At 45.1% G+C, this 19615-nt stretch carries 23 protein-coding genes; all 23 read right to left on the minus strand.

Translation table 11 applies throughout. The annotated features are described in order from the left end of the window. Positions 1-37: 37 nt before the first annotated feature. Positions 38-928, minus strand: a complete 891-nt coding sequence (gene fliP, locus C805_RS16390) for a flagellar type III secretion system pore protein FliP (protein ID WP_016215031.1) — start codon at positions 926-928, stop codon at positions 38-40. Positions 929-938: 10 nt separating this feature from the next. Next, entirely contained in the window at positions 939-1319 is a 381-nt protein-coding gene (locus tag C805_RS16395) for a flagellar biosynthetic protein FliO (protein WP_016215032.1), read from the minus strand. Position 1320: 1 nt separating this feature from the next. Beyond that, a complete protein-coding gene (locus C805_RS16400) occupies positions 1321-1683 on the minus strand; it encodes a response regulator (RefSeq protein WP_016215033.1) in 363 nt (120 codons plus the stop codon). Positions 1684-1712: 29 nt separating this feature from the next. Continuing rightward, positions 1713-2909, minus strand: a complete 1197-nt coding sequence (fliY, locus tag C805_RS16405; protein ID WP_031201157.1) for a flagellar motor switch phosphatase FliY — start codon at positions 2907-2909, stop codon at positions 1713-1715. A gap of 13 nt (positions 2910-2922) precedes the next feature. Next, complete coding sequence (fliM, locus tag C805_RS16410; protein ID WP_016215035.1) at positions 2923-3903, minus strand: flagellar motor switch protein FliM; 981 nt, start codon at positions 3901-3903, stop codon at positions 2923-2925. 62 nt (positions 3904-3965) lie between these two features. Continuing rightward, positions 3966-4487 carry a flagellar basal body-associated FliL family protein gene (locus C805_RS16415; RefSeq protein ID WP_016215036.1) on the minus strand — a complete coding sequence of 174 codons (522 nt, stop codon included), beginning with the start codon at positions 4485-4487 and terminating at the stop codon, positions 3966-3968. A gap of 15 nt (positions 4488-4502) precedes the next feature. Then, positions 4503-5330, minus strand: a complete 828-nt coding sequence (locus C805_RS16420) for an OmpA/MotB family protein (protein WP_016215037.1) — start codon at positions 5328-5330, stop codon at positions 4503-4505. Then, positions 5330-6127 carry a motility protein A gene (locus tag C805_RS16425; protein WP_371197635.1) on the minus strand — a complete coding sequence of 266 codons (798 nt, stop codon included), beginning with the start codon at positions 6125-6127 and terminating at the stop codon, positions 5330-5332. The genes C805_RS16420 and C805_RS16425 overlap by 1 nt, the downstream gene beginning before the upstream one ends. 59 nt (positions 6128-6186) lie before the next feature. After that, on the minus strand, positions 6187-6396 hold the full coding sequence (locus C805_RS16430; protein ID WP_016215039.1) for a flagellar FlbD family protein: 210 nt from the start codon (positions 6394-6396) through the stop codon (positions 6187-6189). 83 nt (positions 6397-6479) lie between these two features. Next, entirely contained in the window at positions 6480-8108 is a 1629-nt protein-coding gene (locus C805_RS16435; RefSeq protein WP_016215040.1) for a flagellar hook protein FlgE, read from the minus strand. A 115-nt stretch (positions 8109-8223) separates the two neighbouring features. Beyond that, on the minus strand, positions 8224-8622 hold the full coding sequence (locus C805_RS16440) for a TIGR02530 family flagellar biosynthesis protein (RefSeq protein ID WP_016215041.1): 399 nt from the start codon (positions 8620-8622) through the stop codon (positions 8224-8226). A 62-nt stretch (positions 8623-8684) separates the two neighbouring features. After that, the gene (locus tag C805_RS25330) at positions 8685-9443 is read right to left on the minus strand and encodes a flagellar hook assembly protein FlgD (RefSeq protein WP_016215042.1); all 759 of its coding nucleotides are present in this window, start codon (positions 9441-9443) and stop codon (positions 8685-8687) included. Positions 9444-9496: 53 nt separating this feature from the next. Then, positions 9497-11002 carry a flagellar hook-length control protein FliK gene (locus C805_RS16450; RefSeq protein WP_016215043.1) on the minus strand — a complete coding sequence of 502 codons (1506 nt, stop codon included), beginning with the start codon at positions 11000-11002 and terminating at the stop codon, positions 9497-9499. Positions 11003-11057: 55 nt separating this feature from the next. Further along, positions 11058-11915, minus strand: a complete 858-nt coding sequence (locus C805_RS16455) for a MotE family protein (protein ID WP_016215044.1) — start codon at positions 11913-11915, stop codon at positions 11058-11060. 12 nt (positions 11916-11927) lie between these two features. Next, positions 11928-12377, minus strand: a complete 450-nt coding sequence (fliJ, locus tag C805_RS16460; RefSeq protein WP_016215045.1) for a flagellar export protein FliJ — start codon at positions 12375-12377, stop codon at positions 11928-11930. A gap of 37 nt (positions 12378-12414) precedes the next feature. Further along, positions 12415-13722 (minus strand): flagellar protein export ATPase FliI, encoded by a 1308-nt coding sequence (gene fliI / locus C805_RS16465; protein WP_371197653.1) that lies wholly within the window; start codon positions 13720-13722, stop codon positions 12415-12417. A 9-nt stretch (positions 13723-13731) separates the two neighbouring features. Beyond that, the gene (locus C805_RS27115; protein ID WP_016215047.1) at positions 13732-14547 is read right to left on the minus strand and encodes a FliH/SctL family protein; all 816 of its coding nucleotides are present in this window, start codon (positions 14545-14547) and stop codon (positions 13732-13734) included. Beyond that, positions 14540-15550 carry a flagellar motor switch protein FliG gene (fliG, locus tag C805_RS16470; RefSeq protein WP_016215048.1) on the minus strand — a complete coding sequence of 337 codons (1011 nt, stop codon included), beginning with the start codon at positions 15548-15550 and terminating at the stop codon, positions 14540-14542. Before fliG ends, C805_RS27115 begins: the two co-directional genes overlap by 8 nt. A 4-nt stretch (positions 15551-15554) precedes the next feature. Further along, positions 15555-17162 carry a flagellar M-ring protein FliF C-terminal domain-containing protein gene (locus C805_RS16475; RefSeq protein ID WP_016215049.1) on the minus strand — a complete coding sequence of 536 codons (1608 nt, stop codon included), beginning with the start codon at positions 17160-17162 and terminating at the stop codon, positions 15555-15557. A gap of 51 nt (positions 17163-17213) precedes the next feature. Continuing rightward, a complete protein-coding gene (fliE, locus tag C805_RS16480) occupies positions 17214-17525 on the minus strand; it encodes a flagellar hook-basal body complex protein FliE (RefSeq protein WP_016215050.1) in 312 nt (103 codons plus the stop codon). 30 nt (positions 17526-17555) lie between these two features. Then, positions 17556-17996 (minus strand): flagellar basal body rod protein FlgC, encoded by a 441-nt coding sequence (gene flgC / locus C805_RS16485; protein ID WP_016215051.1) that lies wholly within the window; start codon positions 17994-17996, stop codon positions 17556-17558. Positions 17997-18027: 31 nt separating this feature from the next. Next, positions 18028-18426, minus strand: a complete 399-nt coding sequence (gene flgB, locus C805_RS16490; RefSeq protein ID WP_016215052.1) for a flagellar basal body rod protein FlgB — start codon at positions 18424-18426, stop codon at positions 18028-18030. A 322-nt stretch (positions 18427-18748) separates the two neighbouring features. Beyond that, a complete protein-coding gene (gene codY / locus C805_RS16495; protein ID WP_016215053.1) occupies positions 18749-19537 on the minus strand; it encodes a GTP-sensing pleiotropic transcriptional regulator CodY in 789 nt (262 codons plus the stop codon). Positions 19538-19615: the final 78 nt, after the last annotated feature.

A 19615-nucleotide genomic window follows, 5' to 3' on the forward strand; every position in this document is an offset into this window, starting at 1 on the left:
ACACTTCGCAACCACTTGCTTCCACAAGTGGTTGTACTCAATAAAATGTCTTTACAAGATTTCCGATTACCAGATCCCATCCATCTGCCAGAACAAACAGCAGTATTTTAAAGGGCATGGAAATCGTAGTAGGAGGCAGCATCATCATACCCATGGACATCAGCACCGAAGCCACTACCATATCAATCACAATAAACGGTATATAAATCAGGAACCCAATAATAAATGCTGTCCGCAGCTCACTGACAATAAAACTGGGAATTACCACATTCATGGGTATGGGCTCCAGTGTCTCCGGTTCGCTTAAATCCATACCGGTCATGTCAATTTCCGCAATGTCACAGAACAGCTTCAGATCCTTTCGCTGCATTTCCTTATACATAAATCTGCGAATGGGGGCTTCTATCCGCTCCATGGCTTCATCCTGATTGATCTCATTGGCTTCCAGAGGCTGAATCACTGTCTCATTAATTTCTGAAAATACAGGATTCATAATAAACAGAGTCAGAAACAATGCCAGCCCTACCATCACCTGGTTAGGCGGAACCGTCTGAGTTCCAATAGCCGTCCTTACAAAATGCAGTACAATAATAATTCTTGTAAAGGAGGTCAGCATAATCAGAATGGAAGGAGCCAGTGAAATCACGGTAAGTACCAGCAAAATTCTGATATTACCGGACAGATCTCCCTCCTCGTTATTCCAGCTGAATGTCATTCCATTCGTGGTTCCCGGCTCTGCCCTTTCGGTACTGGGAGCAGTCAGTTCTCCTGTCTCCTGTCTGCTTGTATCCGTAATCTGCTGATTGGCATCCGCTGCACTTCCTGTCGCATATGCGCTTTGCCCAAAACATAAAAACAGCATAAGTATCAGTGTAACTGTGCCAAAGGCAAAGGAAGTTCCGCAATATATTTTTTTCAGCTTTCTCATAATGCTTTGCCTACTTCCTGGGGATTTTTTTCTTCAGGTTATTCAGTATTTCCTGAAAATTCTCATTCATATTGACCGGATTTTTCTCTTCCGGGGAAGGCTTCCAGATCAGCTGTTCTTCTGTCAGTTCCGTCAGAATATTAATGGTATCTTTACAGACAGAAATAACCAGACATTTTTTTCCAACCTGAATAATCTGAATAAACTTATTATTGCTTACCCGGAATGTTTCAATGACCTGTATGTTCCTGTTTGCCATCATTCCCTGCTGATATCCGGCAATCCACCTGGTTACGCCATAGGTCAGTACCAGCACGAGCAGAAATACCAGCAGTATGCCGAGCAATTGGAAAAAACTTTCCCATCCTGAGGAAATTTCCAGCAAAATCATCTTATCCAACTACTTTTTTCACAGCTTCCAATACACGTTCAGCCTGGAACGGTTTTACAATGAAATCTTTGGCACCGGACTGAATTGCTTCAATAACCATTGCCTGCTGTCCCATTGCGGAACACATAATAATACATGCGGAAGGATCGGAAGCCTTAATCTGCTTCAATGCCTGAATTCCGTCCATCTCCGGCATGGTAATATCCATCAGTACCAGATCCGGTTTGGTCTCATTATATTTCTCCACTGCCTTCAGACCATTCTCGGCTTCTCCTGCAATATTGTAGCCATTTTTGGTAAGAATGTCCTTAATCATCATTCTCATAAACGCTGCATCATCACAAATTAAAATATTCTTTGCCATATTTTTTTCTCCTTGATATCACTTTTTTATTAGTTATTTATAATTTCGGTAATACGCACGCCAAAACTTTCTTCCAGCACTACAACCTCGCCTTTGGCAACATATTTACCATTTACCAACACATCAATTGGTTCCCCTGCAATCTTATTCAATTCTATGATAGTTCCCGGAGCAAATTCCAGAATATCATGAATGGACTTGCTGGTTCTCCCAAGTTCCACAGTTACATCCAGCGGAACATCCATAATCAATCCGATATTCTCCTGCTGGGTAATCGGATTGAAATCTCCTGCAAAAGCCTGGAACTGAGCAGGCTGTACATTAACCGGCTGCTGAGCATACATCTGAGACATATCTCCCATCATGGGCATTCCCATCGTTGGCTGTCCACCCATCATCGGCTGCCCCATCATTGGCTGTCCGCCCATCATCGGCTGCCCCATCATTGGCTGAGGCGCTGCCGCCGGCTGAGGTGCAGGCGCAGGTGCAGGTGCTTCCGGCGCAGGTGCAGGCGCTTCCGCTGAAGTTGAGGAAGTATCTGCTTCCATTGTCTGCGCCACACCGGAACACATTTCCTTTGCAAAGGAAAATGGATACAGCTGCATAATTTCACTGTTTACCAGATCCCCGATTTCCATTTTGAAAGAAATTTTTACAAACCGGCCGGCCAGAAATTCATCAATTTCCTCTCCGTTCAGAGTATCCTTTAAATCCACCAGATCAGCTGACGGCGGACTGATATCAATCATTTTATTCAACATGGATGACAGGGATGTGGCAGCACTGCCCATCATCTGATTCATGGCTTCACTGATTGCGCTCAGATGCAGTTCGCCCAGTTCACCATCCAGATTCGTACCATCGCCGCCCATCATCAAATCCGTGATGATTTTCACGTCATGTTCTTTTAATACCAGAAGATTGCTTCCATCCAGTCCTACGGTATAAGCAATTCTGATAAATACGCAGGGCCGCTCATAGGCTTCCACAATATCATCCCAGGTAGCAAAAGTAACTACCGGTGTGGAGATATCAACTTTCCTGTTTACGAGAGAAAATAAAGTAGTAGCCGCTGTTCCCATGCTGATATTGGAAATCTCGCCTATGGCATCAATTTCATCCGGGGTCAGATCTTCAAGACCGCCTGCTCCTGCAGCGGCTGCATCCATACCGGCATCATCATTCAACAGAGCACTAATTTCCTCCTGTGATAAAACTCCGTCCATTCCATCCATAACCTCACTGCTCCTCTCTGATTACTGATGTAACTCTTACTGCATACTGTTCCCCAGATGCACCAGGCAAAGCAGTAAACTTTTTAATATTTCCAACATATACATCCAATTCATCTTCCACTTTTCTGTCCAGGCGGATAATATCCCCCACCTGAAGATTGATGAAATCATTTACTGAAATAACGCTTTTACCCAGGACTGCCTTCACCGGCATGGGTGCCTTGGAAATAATGGACTCAATAATCTCCGTATATTCCTGTTCACCGCGGGCCTGCATGGTGGAAAACCAGAACTTGGTATTCAGCTTATCCATCACGTCTTCCAGTGTCATATAGGGAAGGCAGACATTCATCAGTCCTTCCACATCCCCGATTTTCATATTAATTGTGATGATCGCAATCATCTCACTGGGGGAAATAAACTGTGCAAACTGAGAGTTCGTCTCTATCCGTTCCAGCCTTGGATGTATCTCCAGTACATTTTCCCAGGGCTCCCGGAGAAGATTGATACATACATTCATGATACGTTCAATAATCAACAGCTCAATTTCCGAAAAATCACGGCTGCGCTCCAGAGGAACTCCCATACCGCCCAGCATACGGTCCACCATGGCATATCCCAGATTAGAAGCCAGATCTATGATAATACTGCCTGGCATCGGTGCAAAATTCACAATTCCCAAAAGCACCGGATTGGACATGGAATTGGAAAATTCCGAATAGGTAACTGCCTCTGAATTCATGACTTCCACCTGAATGTTTTTTCTCAGATATGCCGGAAGATTTGTAGAAAGCAGTCTTCCATAATGCTCGAATATAATCTCCATCGTTCTGAGATGTTCTTTGGAGAATTTCGCAGGCCTTGCAAAATCATAATCCTTTACCTGTTTTTCCCCGGTATCCTTAATCTCATCTGCGTCCAGCTCACCGTTGCTCAAAGCACTCAGCAGACTGTCTATCTCATTTTGGGATAAGACCTCGCCCATCCTCACTCACCACCTGACATTTATACTGCAATTTTAATCTCTCTTCGCTTATCCACACTGTCTTATTCGTAATTATAGGTCGGGAATGCCACACTTACAATAAAGTCAGATTCGTACAGTCTGCGCAGACGGCTCAGAATCTCGTCCTGTACCGCTGCCTGATTTTCCCTCAGTTCATCTATGGTATGACCTGCTACAATTTTATTCACTTCACTTTTAATAATATCTTCCTGTGCAATTACACCGTCTGTCACATACTTCTTATATCCTTCATTCTTTGTATCCAGAACAAGAGCCACGGAAATCACTGCATGATGGTTCTCTCCGCTGTCATCCTTTTTCAGATTAATGGTAAGGCTGGCTCCCTCAGAAATCTTGATGGTATCGCACTGTTCCATGGGTATGTAAAGAGAGGAATTATCCTTGCCTCCCTCCAGCTCAAGATCAATGGCGGAACATACCTTGGTAATCAGTTCATTTGCTTTCTTTGACTGAGGCACAACGGAAATCATCAGGATTGCTGTTAAAATCAGATTCGCAACTACCAGTGCCAGAATTAAAACACTCATTAAGTTCTTTTTCATTGCTGTCTTTCCTTTCTAATTTGAATTATACGAATTGTATATTTTTATCTCTACCCTTCGGTTCCTTGCTCTGCCCTCAGGTGTTGCATTATCTGCCACGGGACTGTACTCTCCGCATCCTGTGGCATTGATTTTACCTGCTTCCAGCACGGTTTTTCCCAACACATAATTTTTCACTGCAAATGCACGGTATGCAGACAACACATCATTGTTCTCGTACTTTTCATTGCTTATGGGCACATTATCCGTATGCCCCTCTATATCAATCAGACTACTGTCATAACTTTCCAATATCAGTGATAGTTTATCCACCAGCGGCAGAGCATCTTCTCTGATCTGAGACTGCCCGGAATCAAACAATAACGCTCCGTTCAGGGTAATACGCACAAACTGGGCATTGGAATCAATTTCCATCTGACCGGCAATTCCCTGTTCCTCCATTATCTGTTCAATCTGTTCCGCCATCTCTTCAGACTCTTCCAGTCCGGCTTCCGCCATCTCTTCCTTCAAAGCCTGTTCCGGATCCTTTTCTTCTTCCTCGTTGTCTTCCCCATCTTCTTTGCTGGCTGAATTGGCAGCTTCCTTATAATACTGATCCAGCAGCTGAAGCTGATTGACACCGGCCGCCACCATCTGGCCATCGCCTATGGAGGAACCTCCCTGAGGCAGAATACTGAAACTGTGCTCCAGAGACTGCACCAACGCTTCAAATTTATCCACATCTACAGAGGACATGGAGAACAACAACACGAAAAAGCACAGCAAAAGATTCATCAGATCTGCGAAGGTATTCATCCAGTTGGCAGCTCCTCCGCCGGAATCCTTTTTCTTCTTCTTTGCCATTATTCTTCACCTCCGCCCTGCTCCGTCATGCCTTCACGCATTTTCGGGGACAGGAAGGATTTTAATTTTTCCTCAATTACACGGGGGTTCTCGCCCGCCTGAATTGACAAAAGCCCTTCCACGGTAATTTCCTTTATTCGAATTTCTTCATCATTATTAACTTTCAGTTTCGCCGCTGTAGGGTTACAGAGCCAGTTGGCAATCAGAGAACCATACAGTGTGGTAATCAGAGCAACCGCCATACTGGGTCCGATGGAAGACGGGTCGCTCAGCTTTGCAAGCATGTTAATCAAACCGATCAGGGTACCAATCATACCCCAGGCAGGTCCAAGACCTTCCCATGTCTTCCAGAAATTAATATTCACATTATGACGTTCTTCCACACTGACCAGATCCGCTTCCATAATGCCTCGTACCAGTTCCGGGTCCGTACCGTCAACCACCAGCATAACACCCTTTTTCAGAAATTCGTCTTCAATGCCGTTGGCTGCTTCTTCCAGTGCCAGAAGTCCTTCTTTTCTTGCTATGTTTGATAAATCAATAATATTCTTAATTACTTCGCTTACATCCGATTTGGTATCCTTAAATGTCAGAGTAATGGATTTTAACCCGTTGATAAAATCCGGAAGTTTGTGAGCAGCCAGCGTACCCGCCAGCGAACCTCCGATGGTAATGATAACGGAAGGCACATCCCAGAAGTCTCTGACAAGGTTACCATCACCAACGATAACTCCAAACACAAACAACACAATTCCAAGTATAATACCCAATAAAGACGCTATATCCAATTTAGCCACCTGCCCTTTTCATCCATGAAATATATTCTATCCGTAATTTCACCTGTCTGTTCTACAGGCTATTCTTTTGCCAACCAGGGAAGACCCGTTGTCATAATTTCTCTCTTGTATAATATTACTAAATTTTTTACTTCTTGTCTACTTTCTTTTACAATTAATTTCTTCCCTGTCACAAAAGAAAGGACAGTATCCGGTGTTTCCTCCACGCTTTCTATCAGTTCCGCATTGATCAGAATGGTACTTCCGTTCAGTTTCGTCACTTCTATCATGGAGCCTCACCTGCCTTTCACCGATTCATTATATGGGGGAACCATGAAACACAGTTCCCCGTCATATTTATTTTATAAGTTTATTATCGTTTCAGATTCACCAGTTCTTCCAGCAGCGTATCAGAAGTTGTGATAATTCTGGAGTTCGCCTGGAAACCTCTCTGGGTGGTAATCATTTCCGTAAACTCTGTGGAAAGGTCCACATTGGACATCTCCAGAACACCACTGTTCATTTTTCCGCCGTCTGCAGTAATATCCTGGCCGATTCCGTCAAACTCACCGGAGTTCAGAGTGGTTCGGTAGCAGTTGTCACCCAGCTTTTCCAGACCGGAAGGATTGGCAAATCTTGCCACCGCAATCTGTCCCAGCAGAGTGGTATTACCATTATCGTATGTACCGAAAATTCTTCCGTCCTCCTGTACCTGCAGTCCGGTCAGTGCTCCCAGCTTCCTGCCTGTTCCGTCAATTCCCTTTTCATCCCCTTTGAGCATATCCAGCGTACAGTTATTTCCGTTCTCATAACAGGTGGAAGTACTGAAATCCACATTAATGTTCTGGAACTGAGTACCAATCGTTGCCAGGTTAATTCCTACGGTAGAATTCCCGGCATTTCCAATATAGTTAAAAGTTCCGGAATTCAGACCGTTTTCATTGTAGTCCAGCACGTATCCATTGATGGTATCCTGGTATTCAAACACGCCGGAACCTCCCACCTGAGTAAATGTTCCGTTGAAATTTGTCAGAGCATCTCCTGTGATACCGAATACATCCGTAACGGAATAGGATACGGAACCGTCTGCACTTTCATATAACTTCTGTCCGTCTCTCTCTGCATACTGAAGCGTAACACCATTTTTATCTACTATGGTACCATTCTCGTTCCTGAACTCTGCCGCCATCTTATATTTTCTTGTAATCTGCTGAGGAGTTTCCGGGCCGAAAATTCTTCTTCTTGCCTCTGTCATATCTATATTCTGATTTGCAGCATATTCATTCAGAATGGAACGTCCGGTAGAATCTGTAATGTCTGTCAGCTCTACGGAATAGTTTTTCTCATCCCCATTGATGGTTTTTACTGCAAATTTCGCATTATAGCTGTAACCCAGCCCATCATAGAAATTCAGACTCAGCACATAACCGTCACCGGAGTTTACCTGTTTGTTATTGGTATCCAGAACGCCGCTGACTGTTGCCAGGGTAGTTGCCTCAGGCGGAGAAGTCTGATTCTTCTCGTTCATAATATTCAGTACGGAAACCGTATCTTTCCGGATATCCCCTGTCTGAGGGTCTACCTGCCATCCCATTACGTTATAACCATTGGCTTTGGTGGCAAGGTTGCCGGCTCCGTCAATATAAAATGCTCCGGCTTTGGTAAACAGGTTTTCCGTACCGTTATTTACAATAAAGAAACTGTCTCCGGTGATTCTCAGATCCCAGCCGTCTCCGGTGGTCTGAGTTGCTCCCGGAGAGGTAATATTGATGGATGTGGAACCGGTGGTTACACCAAGACCGATCTGCTTGGCATTGACACCGCCCTTGGTAGCAGTCGCACCGGATGCACCAGACATATTCTGATACATGATTTCACTGAATGCAGTGCTGGATGACTTAAATGCAACAGTGTTTACGTTTGCAATATTATTACCAATTACGTCCATCTTGGTCTGGTGTGTCTTTAACCCTGACACTCCAGAATACAATGCTCTCATCATAACGAAATGACCTCCTGATTCTTATTGGATGCAGTTATCCTGCATTCACAGAATAACCGCTGCCGCATGACCCCTTCTGTCATTCCAGGGTCTTCTGCCTCCTTCATGGGTCCGGCTAGATAATTACGGCTCCGTCAATGTTAGTATATACATTTTCGTCAGACTCTGTATGGTCCATTGCTGTAACCACAGTTTTATTGGGCACATTTACAATAAACGAATAGGAGTCAACGATAACAAGGGACTCTTTCATTCCCTTCGCTTCTGCTTTTTCCGCTGCTGTTTCCAGACGTTCCTTCTGCTCTGTGGAAAGTTCTATGTTCCTGCTCTGCAGACGCATGGAAGCATGCTTGGAAAACTTCAGCACAGAACTTTCGTCCACAAACTGTTTCTGCTTTAAAATATCATCAAAGGAAAGTTCTCCTTCAGCAGCAACTGTGTTCTGACTGTTCTGTTTCAGATACTGATCTGTAATCTGTTCAATGGAAGAGAATTGATTTGAAATTTTATTCATGATATCTCTCCGTTCTTCAGCTTCCCTGCTGTCCTCTGATTCACTCAGAGGCGCCATCCCTGTTAACTGGTAGTTCCGGTTCCTTCCGTACTTCCTGTTCCCTCTGTTCCCTCTGTTCCTTCTGTGGAACCGCTGTCATCCTTATCGCCTGAACCATCGGGCTTGTCAGTCTCCGGCGGGCTGATCTCATTCATTTTTGCCACTAACGCCTTAAACTTATTGTATGCATCTTTGCAGTATTTTTCAATATAATTCTGCTGGTAAGCGGTAAGACTGTTATAAGCGGCTGTGATTGCAGCCAGTTTTTCCTTATCCGCAACAGATAATTTGCTGACATCCGGCATGGTAGCCAGCGCTTTTTCAAAATCTTCCCCTATCAGGGTTGCTTCCATATATTCATCATCCACAACCGTGTCAAGGTCGTCAAGATTATACCAGGAACCGTCAATGGACAGATAGGTCTTACTGCCTTCTCTGCGGACCTGTTCCACTCTTCCGGATATATAATTTGTAACTCCGCTGGTCTCCACTCCCATAATTACGGTTTTTCCAACCAGCCCTGTTGCCTGTGATGCCTCCAGAGAAGCACGCATATTCTGCATTTCTTCCAGAGAGGAGAATGTCGCAAGCTGGGAAATGTATTCTGTGTTAGAAGTGGGCTCCAGGGGATCCTGATACTTCATCTGGGCTACCAGGAGCTGTAAAAATGCTTCTTTTCCCAATGAGCCGCCGCTTCTCTCTTTTTTGGCTTCTTCCGCTTCTTTTGTGGGATCATAACCATTTACAATTTCACCGTTTTTAACCGGTACTGTAACTGCCATAAAATCTCTCCTTTCTTTTTTGTTTCACTGCACTGTCAGGCCTGTGATGTATCCTATGCTGTCAGATCCACACTGTTCCCCTGATCCGTCATGATTTTTGCCACCAGGTCTTCTTCCTCTGTCATTGCTCCTTCCATCTCCTCCGGACTGTTCAGGTTGATATTCCTTCTGGAAGATTTCCGTGCACTTTCCTCCTGCTGCTCCTGTGCAGGGCTTTGCTGGTTCTGTTCCAGATTACGCTCAAATTCATGGCTTGCGATGGTCACTTCAATAGCTTCCACTTTAATGCCCTGCTGGTTCATATTTTCTTTCAGCACAGCAACCTGGCTTTCCAGGGCTTCTCTCACCGCTTCATTCTGAGCTGCAAGCTGAGCGGTAATTACTCCTTCTCTGGAAACCACCTGCAGATACACTTTCCCCAGATTAGCCGGATTCAGCTGCATTTCTATGGAAGATTCCGCCTGGCTGACCATAACTCTGGTCATCTGGCTGACCTGACGCATAATGTCCTCCACGTTGATTCTGGTCTGAACTACGGTCTGAGTAACCTCTGCTGTCTGTCCCTGGTTCACAGTCTGAGTGGTAGTCTGGTAAGTAATATGACTCCTGCCCGCTTCTTCTTTTCCGGCTTCTTTCGTATCCTGTGTCATTTCCGAAAGGGATTTTTCCGGACTCTTTTCCGCATCCCCTTCCCCGGATTCCTCCTGAGTCTGAACGGTTACTGCTTCGGTTTCTTCTGTGGTGCGGCTGTCTGCGGCAGCCTCATTTCCTGCCTGTTCTTTTCCATCCGGATTCTGTACTTTCTGCTCCTGGGCTGCTTCCTGAGATACGGTTCGAATTACGTCTGCATTCTGTTCTGACTGCTCCGGAACTGTTCCCGTCAAATCACCGTCCGGATCTGCTGCTTCCGATTCCGGCATCTGCACAGTCAGTTCTTCTTCCGGGCTGACATTTTCCATGGCCTCCATCTGTTCCATAAGCTGCGCCATGTCTTCCGGCGTGAGATTTAACTGTACCGGCAGTTTCTGAAACAGTTCTTCCATATCTCCCATAAGCTGCTGAAAATTCTCATCAAGCAGCAATGCTCCGGGATCTTCCATACCCGTCAGTTTCATGGTCAGAGCTGCAAGCTGAGCAGGGTCTGACAAATCAAATGCTGTCATTCCCATAGCTTCCATGGCTTCTCTGACTTCTTCTTCTGTAACACCCAGTTCTTCTGCCACGGTCTTTGTTGCCTTTTCCTCAAAAGCCGACAGTTTCTCCTGGGCATCTCCCGGCAGTTTACTCTGAATATCAGAAGTATTCCCCTTAACCGAGTTATCTCTGTATCCGGCCCCGGCAGTTTCTTTTACAAAAGCTGTCTGATTGGACAGTTCTGCTCTGGGGGGCTGAATCGCATTTCCCTTCCATGGGGAAAGATTCTGCTGATTCCCGCCTGCCGTCTGGCTTAACAGTGCGCCAAACACAGGGTCATTTCCCTGCTGCGAAGTTTTTCTGGTGCCCGTCAGCTCCGAATTCCTCATCAGGGCTGCAAGCTGCGATACTTTACTGCTGGTCATATTCCTCCTCCTTTCTGTTGAAATTATATGAAATCATGGATATCGCCCGGCGATATCATGGCTCCATCATTTTTGTTATCCTTGCGGCAACTTCTGCATCCATTGCTGCAAGAATCTTGCTTCTGGCATCTGTTTCCATGTTCTGCAGAATTTTTACCACCAGTTTCAGGTTATCCTGCATGGCTTCCATAATTGCCGCCGCCTGTTTTGGCTTCATTTCCGAATAAGTTTTGGCATACTCCTGAATTTCGGCGTCTGCCTCCTGCTGCTGTATTACCTGTTTATACAATACCTCGGCATTAGCCGGGTCAATACTTTCATAATATGCCTGATATTCAGATATATCGGGCGCCTTTTCGTTGAACACAACCTCTTTGTAGAATTTGGTTTTTTCTTCTTCAAATGCCGACTGTTCATTCTCAAATTCCCGCAGTCTGGCCACCTCTGCTTCCAGCTGGGCCACATAATCGGAACTTCCCTGAGACTGGGACTGACTGTCTGATAATTCCACTTCCAGTTCCTTAATACGGTTGATTGCCTCATCCAGCGTGGTATAGGGATACTGAGCGTCTACCACCGGTTCTTCCGGGTTTTCCGGTAAAATCTTATTAATTACCGGAACATCCTTCAACACAGGCTGAAGAACTGTGGAGCCAAACCCGCCGATATCCATTTTTATGATAAGTGCCAGAATCGCCAGCCAGATTAAAATGAAAACAACCGTAGCAGCCACAACTGCAATTTTGCTGCCTCCGCCTTCTTCCTCTTCCGGCGCTTCCTCCTGCATCTGTTTTTTCTCTGCTTTTTTCAGCTGCTTCTCTTCTTTCTTCCTTGCCTTTTCTGCCTTTTTTCTTGCTTTCTTATCCAGGGCCCCTGTCTCTTCGCCAGGCTGATCCATTACTTCCTCTGCCATATTAACACCACCTTATCCTTCTTTTGCATGATTGTGAGTGAAACTTACCAGTTCATCTACCGCCTTGCTCTCTTCTTTTTCCAGTTCTTTTTTAAATTCATCAAAGGCTTTTTCCTTTAAGATTTCGTGGGTTTTCCTCTCCGTCATCACATCCTGCAGATGCCTTCTGGCCTGCTCCAGGTTACGCTCCGCCACATGGACTGCAACCACCTGATTGCGGATGTCTCCCTTAGTGGTCTCAATTGCAATGCGGTTCACTTTGATTTCCTGAAAATCCAGCCTGTCTTTTACCAGTTCTCTGGCCTGTTCCTCATATGCTTTCCTGCGCTGATGCAGCCTGTCAAGTTTCTCCTCTTCCCGGTTCAGCCTTGCCGCCGCAAGGGAAAAAGAAGTTTTTGCCTGCGTCTCCAGTTTGTATTTAATATCGAGGATATTCTGCATTTTATATGTAAACTTTGCCATTTGTTACCAGTTCCTTTAAACTTTAACCCTTTTATCATTAAAACAGCCCTTCTAACATATTTAAAATCTCCTCAAACGAAAATTTTTCATGGGTTTCCTGCAGTAAAAAGCTGTTCACCGCGTCGATTTTTTCAATGGCATAATCAATATTCGGATTGGAACCTGACTTGTAAGCACCGATATTGATTAAGTCTTCTGCTTCCTGATAGGTTGCCATAACATTTTTTAATTTTCCCGCAGCTTCTTTGTGATTACTGTCCGCAATGGAACTCATGACACGGGAAATACTCTGCAGCACATCTATGGCCGGATAGTGATTCCGGTGTGCCAGTCTTCGGTCTAACATAATATGTCCATCCAGAATACTTCTTGCAGTATCTGTAATGGGTTCGTTAAAATCATCTCCATCTACCAGAACCGTGTAGAGTCCGGTAATGGATCCTCTGTCAGAATTGCCTGCACGCTCCAATAGCTTCGGCATTTCGGAATATACGCTGGGCGGATATCCTCTGGTTACGGGAGGTTCCCCGGAGGCAAGACCTATTTCTCTCTGGGCCATGGAAAAACGTGTCAGGGAGTCCATCATCAGCAGGACATCTTTCCCCTGGTCTCTGAAATACTCCGCAATGGCTGTGGCTGTTTTGGCCGCATTTCTTCTGAGAAGAGCCGGCCGGTCAGAAGTTGCCACAATCACAACAGAACGCCGCATTCCTTCTTCTCCCATATCCCGTTCAATAAATTCTCTTACTTCCCTGCCGCGCTCGCCAATCAGGGCAATCACATTGATATCCGCCCTGGTATTTCTGGCAAACATACCCAGCAGGGTACTTTTTCCAACGCCGGAACCGGCAAAAATTCCAATTCTCTGTCCTTTCCCCACGGTAATCAGTCCGTCCACCGCTTTCACTCCCAGAGGAAGCACTTCACCTATAATCACACGTTCCATGGGGTCCGGCGGAGCCGCGTCCACAGGATATTCTTCCCGCAGCGTCAGTTCTTCCACGTCTGTGGGTCTGCCCATGCCATCCAGTGTATGGCCCAGCATCTCCTCTCCCACACACACAGACAAAGGATGTCCCGTATTCTCTACGATACATCCTACGCCCAGTCCTTCCACACTCTCATAAGGCATAAGAAGCAGTCTCTTATCCCGGAATCCCACTACTTCTGCCATAATCGAAATATCCCTGTTTTTATCAATAATGATTCGGCACAGGTCATTCAGTTTGGCGTTTGGTCCCACAGATTCAATCGTAAGTCCTACAATTTTAACTACTTTTCCAAGATGTCTGCAATAATTTTTGTCTGCCAGCTGATAATATTTATCCAAATTATATGTCACGATATCTCTTCCTCACAAACTTAATGACCGCAGTGCTTTTATCAGGTTATCGAGCTGGACGTCTGAACCACAGTCAAAAATCCCGGAGTCTGTCTCAATCATACACTGTCGTTCTTTTAACCCGGCATCTGCCATGATTTCCACATGGATGGCACCTCCCACCCGCTCTGTAATTTCTGCTTTATGATTTTCCACAAATTCATAATCTTTCAGACTCACCCTCACCTGAAAGTCTTTCGTCCCTTCAGCGCCCAAAATGGCCTGCTGTATCAGATAAATTAAAATCTCCTTACTGTCATCAAACTGTACATGAAATACTTTTTCAAATACATCTGCCACGATATCTACAAGATAAGGTTCCAGTTCATCAATCTTCTGCCGGTATTCTTCCTCCATCTGCCGCCGGGCCTCTTCCATCTGGCTGCTTTTTTGAGCCAGCTCCCGTTCAGCTTTCTCATTTCCTTCCTGGAATCCGTTCCCATAACCAGTCTCATAGCCTGTTTCTTCTGCCTGTTTCCGGATGGAAACAGCCTGCTGATTTGCTTCTGCAAGAACAGCTTCTCCTCTGGCTCTGGCTTCAGCAAGAACAGCCTCTGATTCTTCCTGAGCTTTCTGCAGAAGTTCTTCCGGAGAAACTTCCGGAACCACTTCCACCTGCTCCATGGCCAATCCTTCCACAAATCCGTCCGGTGACTCCTGAAAAACCAGATTTCTGGCCATTTCTTCTTTTAGTTCCTGCATCCGCTCTTCAATCCTGGTATTTGAATTGATGATTCTTCTGTCTGTGTTATTGGCAACGATATACCGCTGCTTATACAGATTAGACAACGATCTCGTCACCTCCACCTCTGGAGATTACAATTTCTGCTGAATCTTCCAGTTTACGTATAATACCTACAATCTTCTGCTGTGCTTCTTCCACGTCCTTCATACGCACCGGTCCCATAAATTCCATATCTTCCTTAATCATGGTAGCCAGACGTTTGGACATATTCTTAAAGATTACATTCTGTACGTCTTCATTTGCCGCTTTCAGAGCCACACCCAGGTCGTTGTTATCCACATCCCGGAGCACACGCTGGATAGCCCGGTCGTCCAGAAGAAGAATATCCTCGAATACGAACATCTTCTTGCGGATTTCATCTGCCAGTTCAGGCTCTTCAATTTCAAGAGTTTCCATAATATGTTTTTCGGTAGAACGGTCTACGGTGTTCAAAATAGAAACAATCGCATCCACGCCACCCACAATTGTGTAATCCTGATTTACCAGAGTAGAAAGTTTTCGTTCCAATACGCGCTCCACTTCCTTAATAACATCCGGAGAAGTTCTGTCCATCAACGCAATACGTTTTGCCACATCCGCCTGTTTTTCCGGAACCAGAGAGCCGATAATCATGGCTGACTGGCCGGCAGACAGATAGGAAAGAATCATTGCAATGGTCTGCGGATGTTCATCCTGTATAAAGTTCAAAAGCTGTGCCGGGTCTGTCTTACGAACAAACTCAAACGGACGTACCTGCAGGGAAGCTGTAAGTTTGGAAATAACTCCCTGAGCTTTTTCTTCTCCCAGTGCTTTTTCCAGAAGTTCCTTTGCATAGCCGATACCGCCCTCTGCAATGTACTGCTGTGCCAGACAAATCTGGTAAAATTCATTGAGCACATCTTCTTTTGTCTGGGGAGATATACTTCTGGTATTGGCAATTTCCAGGGTCAGTTCTTCAATTTCCTCCTCCTTGAGATGTTTGAATATGGAGGCTGATTTTTCCGGTCCCAGTGCGATCAGCAGAATTGCCGCTTTCTGGACGCCATTATATTCTTCTGAATTTGCCATAACTCTATTCCCACTCCTCATTTAACCAGTTCCGCAGCAGTGAAGCTACGGCTTCCGGATTTTCATCTACAAATTTTTCTATCAGGATGCGGGTTTCAGACTTATCGGAAAATCCAATATCTTCCAGTGATTCTTCTTCCGCTTCTTTTGTGGAAGCCAGCAGAGTCTCAACGGAAAGCTCCGGCTCCACTTCTGCTGTCTGTTCTCTTCTGGTACTGCGGAAAACCACATACCCCAGCATGGCCATAATGGCAAGGGCAATGGCCACCGGCAGATAATCCACAATTCCTCTGTTTCCACTGTCAGAATATTCAAAGAACGGTACTTCATATCCCACAACCATTACATTTTCAGCCGGGAATCCCGTAGCCCGCGCTACCATCTGTACATAATCTTCATCCAGATCCATTTTGACACGTTCACGATTTGCAGCCACAAACTCATCAAAGGTCATATCGTCCAGCTGGCCGCTGGCCCTGAGCGCATCTTCATTGTAATTACGATACTGGCTGGCCACTACTGTAATGGAAGAATTTTCATAATCCACTTCTCCCACGCCCCCGGTAATCTCAATAATCTGCTCACTGTTGGCATAATTCTCATTTGTCTCGGTAACTGTCCGGTTAGAAGTTGCACCATCCTCCAGCATATATCCTGTATCGTCATCATTGGGGTCTGTTCCGGGAACGCCTCCCTCACCTCCTGAACTCTCTTCCTCATACAGCCTTCTGCTGGTTACCGGTCCGTGTTCGGTTCCGTCTTCCGTATAGGTTCTGTGGGTGGTATCCTTGGTATCCCGGAAGCTCACATTCAGATTCAGGCCAACGGAAACATTATTGAACACATTTGTGCCCATCATAATGTCTTTCACCTGGCTTTTTACTGCGCTCTCTGCCTTGGTCTTATAGGCAAGCTGCGTACTTGCATTTCCCATGGCAGTAGCTGAATCTCCGCCGGAAAAAAGCATATTTCCGGAATTATCCATAATAGTAATATCGTCGGTACCTTTATTCCCGATGGCTGTGGCAATCCATTTTGCCAGTCCGGCCGCCGTATCTTCATCCATCTCTCCTGACAGTGTCAGAGTAACAGCCGCATAGGAATCTTCCTGCAGCGCCAGCACCGTCCCGTCATCCACCGGCACACTCAGATTCACGGTAGCGGAACTTACGGATTCCAGCTGCTGCAAATCCTCTTCTAACTGTTTCTCCATATACAGCTGGTAACGTTTGCCCTTGTCAGATTCTGTCTGACTGAAACCGCCGGAAAATACATTCTCCAAATCATAGGAAGTCGCCGGGATTCCATTCTGCCCAAGCAAAATGGCTGCTCTGGCCTTATCCTGAGCTTTTACCTGAAATTCCAGACCGTCATCGGAAACCTCATAGTAAATTGATTCTCCTTTCAGCAGTTCCTGTACCTGACCTGCTTCCTTCGTGTCCGCACAGGTTCTTATGGGCACCATGGTGGGCGTTGTCAGTATTTTCGTGACAATGACCAGACCAACGATTACCGCAACTGCAATACTTGCGATTAATGTTTTCTGTTTGACTGAAAACTTATTCCACCAGTCAAGGATCCTTTTTGGAACCTCTCTAATCTTCTCCTGCATGTAACTCTCCTACCCATCCATTCTATGTATTTAACTGTCCAGAATCAACTGTTAAATCTGCATATTCATAATTTCTTTATATGCCTCTATCATCTTGTCCCTGACTGCTGTGGTATAATTCAGGGCAATCTCGGACTTCGTCTGTATGTCCCTTAAATCATGGGTATTGGTCGAATATCCCAGCATAAACTGCATCTGGGCCTCTTCTGCCTGGTTCTGCAGGTCATTGGTTTCATTTACCATGTCCATGGCCGACTTAAGCAGGCTGTCAAACCCTTTGTCGCCCACGGTCAGGTTCCCGCTCTCCATGGCTGCATTCTTAATATACTCTGAGCCTATATTGCTCAACACTGATATATCCATCTTAGAACCTCCCTGTTACAGATTAATCTTCTATTTGCCAAGCTCCAGTCCCTTCAGAGCAATGGCCTTGCTCGTCTCAAAGGCTGTCAGATTCGCCTCGTAAGCCCGGCTGGCATCAATCATATTGGTCATCTCTGTTATAATATTTACATTCGGATAAGATACATATCCGTTCTCATCCGCATCCGGATGCGCCGGATCATACTTCATCACATATTCACTTTCCGTATCCTCGGAAACACGGGATACCTTCACACCGTTTCCCAGGTATGATTCCCTGGTATTGCTCAGCACCTTGCTGAAAGGCGTCACCTTCTTCTCACGAAACGTAACAATTTTGCGGGTATAGGGCGTCCCGTCCTCTGTTCTTGTGGTAGTGGCGTTGGCAACATTCTCTGAAATCACATCCATGCGGAACCGCTGTGCGGTAAGCGCGGACGTATTGATATTAAAAGACTGAAATAACGACATACCTCTTCCTCCTGTCTCTGCTATTCTCTTCCTACTTGATTACGCTTTTGATTTTGTTAAATTCACTGGTCATGGAATCCACCAGGGCATTGTACCGGATTCTGGTTGACGCCAGTTCCGCATACTCCTGTTCCGGATCCACGCTGTTTTCATCCAGACGGTAGGAATAATTTTCAATATCCGTATAAACCGGAGCTTCCAGGTGATCCATATGGCCTTTGTTCAGGTCTCTCACCTTTTCATCCAGAGATACATACTTCATTTTTCCAAGTTCCCGTTCAAGAACGCCTTCAAAATTAACATCCTGACGTTTGTATCCTGGTGTATCCCCCATGGCAATATTCTGACTGATTACCGTCTCTCTCAGCCAGGCAGCATCCGCCGCCTTGTTCATCACGTCAATATAATCATAAATACCGCTGTTTATCATAATATTGCTCCTTCCATCTTCCGGTATCTCTTATGCTCCCATACTATCATTAGAATGTTATTCTTCTTTATTATAAATTATCCTAATAATAATGCAAGCATTTTTTGTTGTTTTTGCGTATTTTTTACACCATCTTGTGCATTTCTGTCATTGTATCTACTATTTGCAGTATTTTTTGTAAAAAGCTGTCGACTGTATGCCGTCTCCTGACATTCTCTCTTTTCATCCTGCGTAAATTCTGCAGTTTTGCATATTCACACGCACAAAAAGGACTTATAGCTCTATTCTACAAATCCCTTTTCACAAAAACAACTAATTCCCTTTAGTTATGTTTCATATTTTGTTTTTTGATCCTGTCCAGCTCATCAAACACCACATCATTGAGGACCTTAATGTAAGTGCCCTTCATCCCTGAAGAGCGGGACTCAATCACCCCCGCACTCTCAAATTTCCGGAGCGCATTGACAATCACGCTTCTGGTGATTCCTACCCGGTCAGCAATTTTGCTTGCCACCAGAATGCCTTCCCTGCCTTCCATTTCGTCAAAGATATGGGTAATCGCTTCCAGTTCTGAAAAAGAAAGGGTTCCTATGGCAGATTTCACAATCTGCACCTTCCGGTTCTCTTCCGCGCTTTCTTCATTGACGGAACGCATCATCTCCAGCCCTACCACAGTGGTTCCATATTCACTTAAAATAATATCGTCAATGCCATACTGCTTCTCCAGCCGGTATACAAACAGCGTTCCGAGCCTTTCCCCTGCAATATCAATGGGGGTGATAATCGCCCGATACCTGCGTACATCTTCGGAAACAAATCCCAATGTCTCCAGATTTACATTTTCCTTAGTGGATAAAATGCCAAGCAAGCGCTCATTTAACAATGAATCAATAAATCCGCCCACCTCGTCCGCAATCAGTTCTTTAATTTCTTCCGTTCCATTTTCCCGACTGGCGCCCAGCACTTTCCCCTTCTTACTGATTACCAGAATATTAGATTCCAAAATCTCTGTCAGAACTTCACAAATATCGTTAAAGACTACTTTCGAGGAATTATTATTGTGCAGCAGTTTATTGATCTTTCTGGTTTTGTCTAACAACTGGACGCTCATAATACTCCTCCTGATTCAAAACAATACCTACATATATTTTGAATTCTACCACGCTTTCCGACAAATTTCAATAAGTTT

Origin of the sequence: Eubacterium sp. 14-2 (genome assembly GCF_000403845.2) — a bacterium.
GTDB lineage: Bacteria > Bacillota > Clostridia > Lachnospirales > Lachnospiraceae > Petralouisia.

Excerpts from the sequence above, each read along its gene's own strand:
- fliP (WP_016215031.1), bottom strand. The coding sequence starts at position 928 with ATGAGAAAGCTGAAAAAAATATATTGCGGAACTTCCTTTGCCTTTGGC.
- C805_RS16395 (WP_016215032.1), bottom strand. The coding sequence starts at position 1,319 with ATGATTTTGCTGGAAATTTCCTCAGGATGGGAAAGTTTTTTCCAATTG.
- C805_RS16400 (WP_016215033.1), bottom strand. The coding sequence starts at position 1,683 with ATGGCAAAGAATATTTTAATTTGTGATGATGCAGCGTTTATGAGAATG.
- fliY (WP_031201157.1), bottom strand. The coding sequence starts at position 2,909 with ATGGACGGAGTTTTATCACAGGAGGAAATTAGTGCTCTGTTGAATGAT.
- fliM (WP_016215035.1), bottom strand. The coding sequence starts at position 3,903 with ATGGGCGAGGTCTTATCCCAAAATGAGATAGACAGTCTGCTGAGTGCT.
- C805_RS16415 (WP_016215036.1), bottom strand. The coding sequence starts at position 4,487 with ATGAAAAAGAACTTAATGAGTGTTTTAATTCTGGCACTGGTAGTTGCG.
- C805_RS16420 (WP_016215037.1), bottom strand. The coding sequence starts at position 5,330 with ATGGCAAAGAAGAAGAAAAAGGATTCCGGCGGAGGAGCTGCCAACTGG.
- C805_RS16430 (WP_016215039.1), bottom strand. The coding sequence starts at position 6,396 with ATGATAGAAGTGACGAAACTGAACGGAAGTACCATTCTGATCAATGCG.
- C805_RS16435 (WP_016215040.1), bottom strand. The coding sequence starts at position 8,108 with ATGATGAGAGCATTGTATTCTGGAGTGTCAGGGTTAAAGACACACCAG.
- C805_RS16440 (WP_016215041.1), bottom strand. The coding sequence starts at position 8,622 with ATGAATAAAATTTCAAATCAATTCTCTTCCATTGAACAGATTACAGAT.
- C805_RS25330 (WP_016215042.1), bottom strand. The coding sequence starts at position 9,443 with ATGGCAGTTACAGTACCGGTTAAAAACGGTGAAATTGTAAATGGTTAT.
- C805_RS16450 (WP_016215043.1), bottom strand. The coding sequence starts at position 11,002 with ATGACCAGCAGTAAAGTATCGCAGCTTGCAGCCCTGATGAGGAATTCG.
- C805_RS16455 (WP_016215044.1), bottom strand. The coding sequence starts at position 11,915 with ATGGCAGAGGAAGTAATGGATCAGCCTGGCGAAGAGACAGGGGCCCTG.
- fliJ (WP_016215045.1), bottom strand. The coding sequence starts at position 12,377 with ATGGCAAAGTTTACATATAAAATGCAGAATATCCTCGATATTAAATAC.
- fliG (WP_016215048.1), bottom strand. The coding sequence starts at position 15,550 with ATGGCAAATTCAGAAGAATATAATGGCGTCCAGAAAGCGGCAATTCTG.
- C805_RS16475 (WP_016215049.1), bottom strand. The coding sequence starts at position 17,162 with ATGCAGGAGAAGATTAGAGAGGTTCCAAAAAGGATCCTTGACTGGTGG.
- fliE (WP_016215050.1), bottom strand. The coding sequence starts at position 17,525 with ATGGATATATCAGTGTTGAGCAATATAGGCTCAGAGTATATTAAGAAT.
- flgC (WP_016215051.1), bottom strand. The coding sequence starts at position 17,996 with ATGTCGTTATTTCAGTCTTTTAATATCAATACGTCCGCGCTTACCGCA.
- flgB (WP_016215052.1), bottom strand. The coding sequence starts at position 18,426 with ATGATAAACAGCGGTATTTATGATTATATTGACGTGATGAACAAGGCG.
- codY (WP_016215053.1), bottom strand. The coding sequence starts at position 19,537 with ATGAGCGTCCAGTTGTTAGACAAAACCAGAAAGATCAATAAACTGCTG.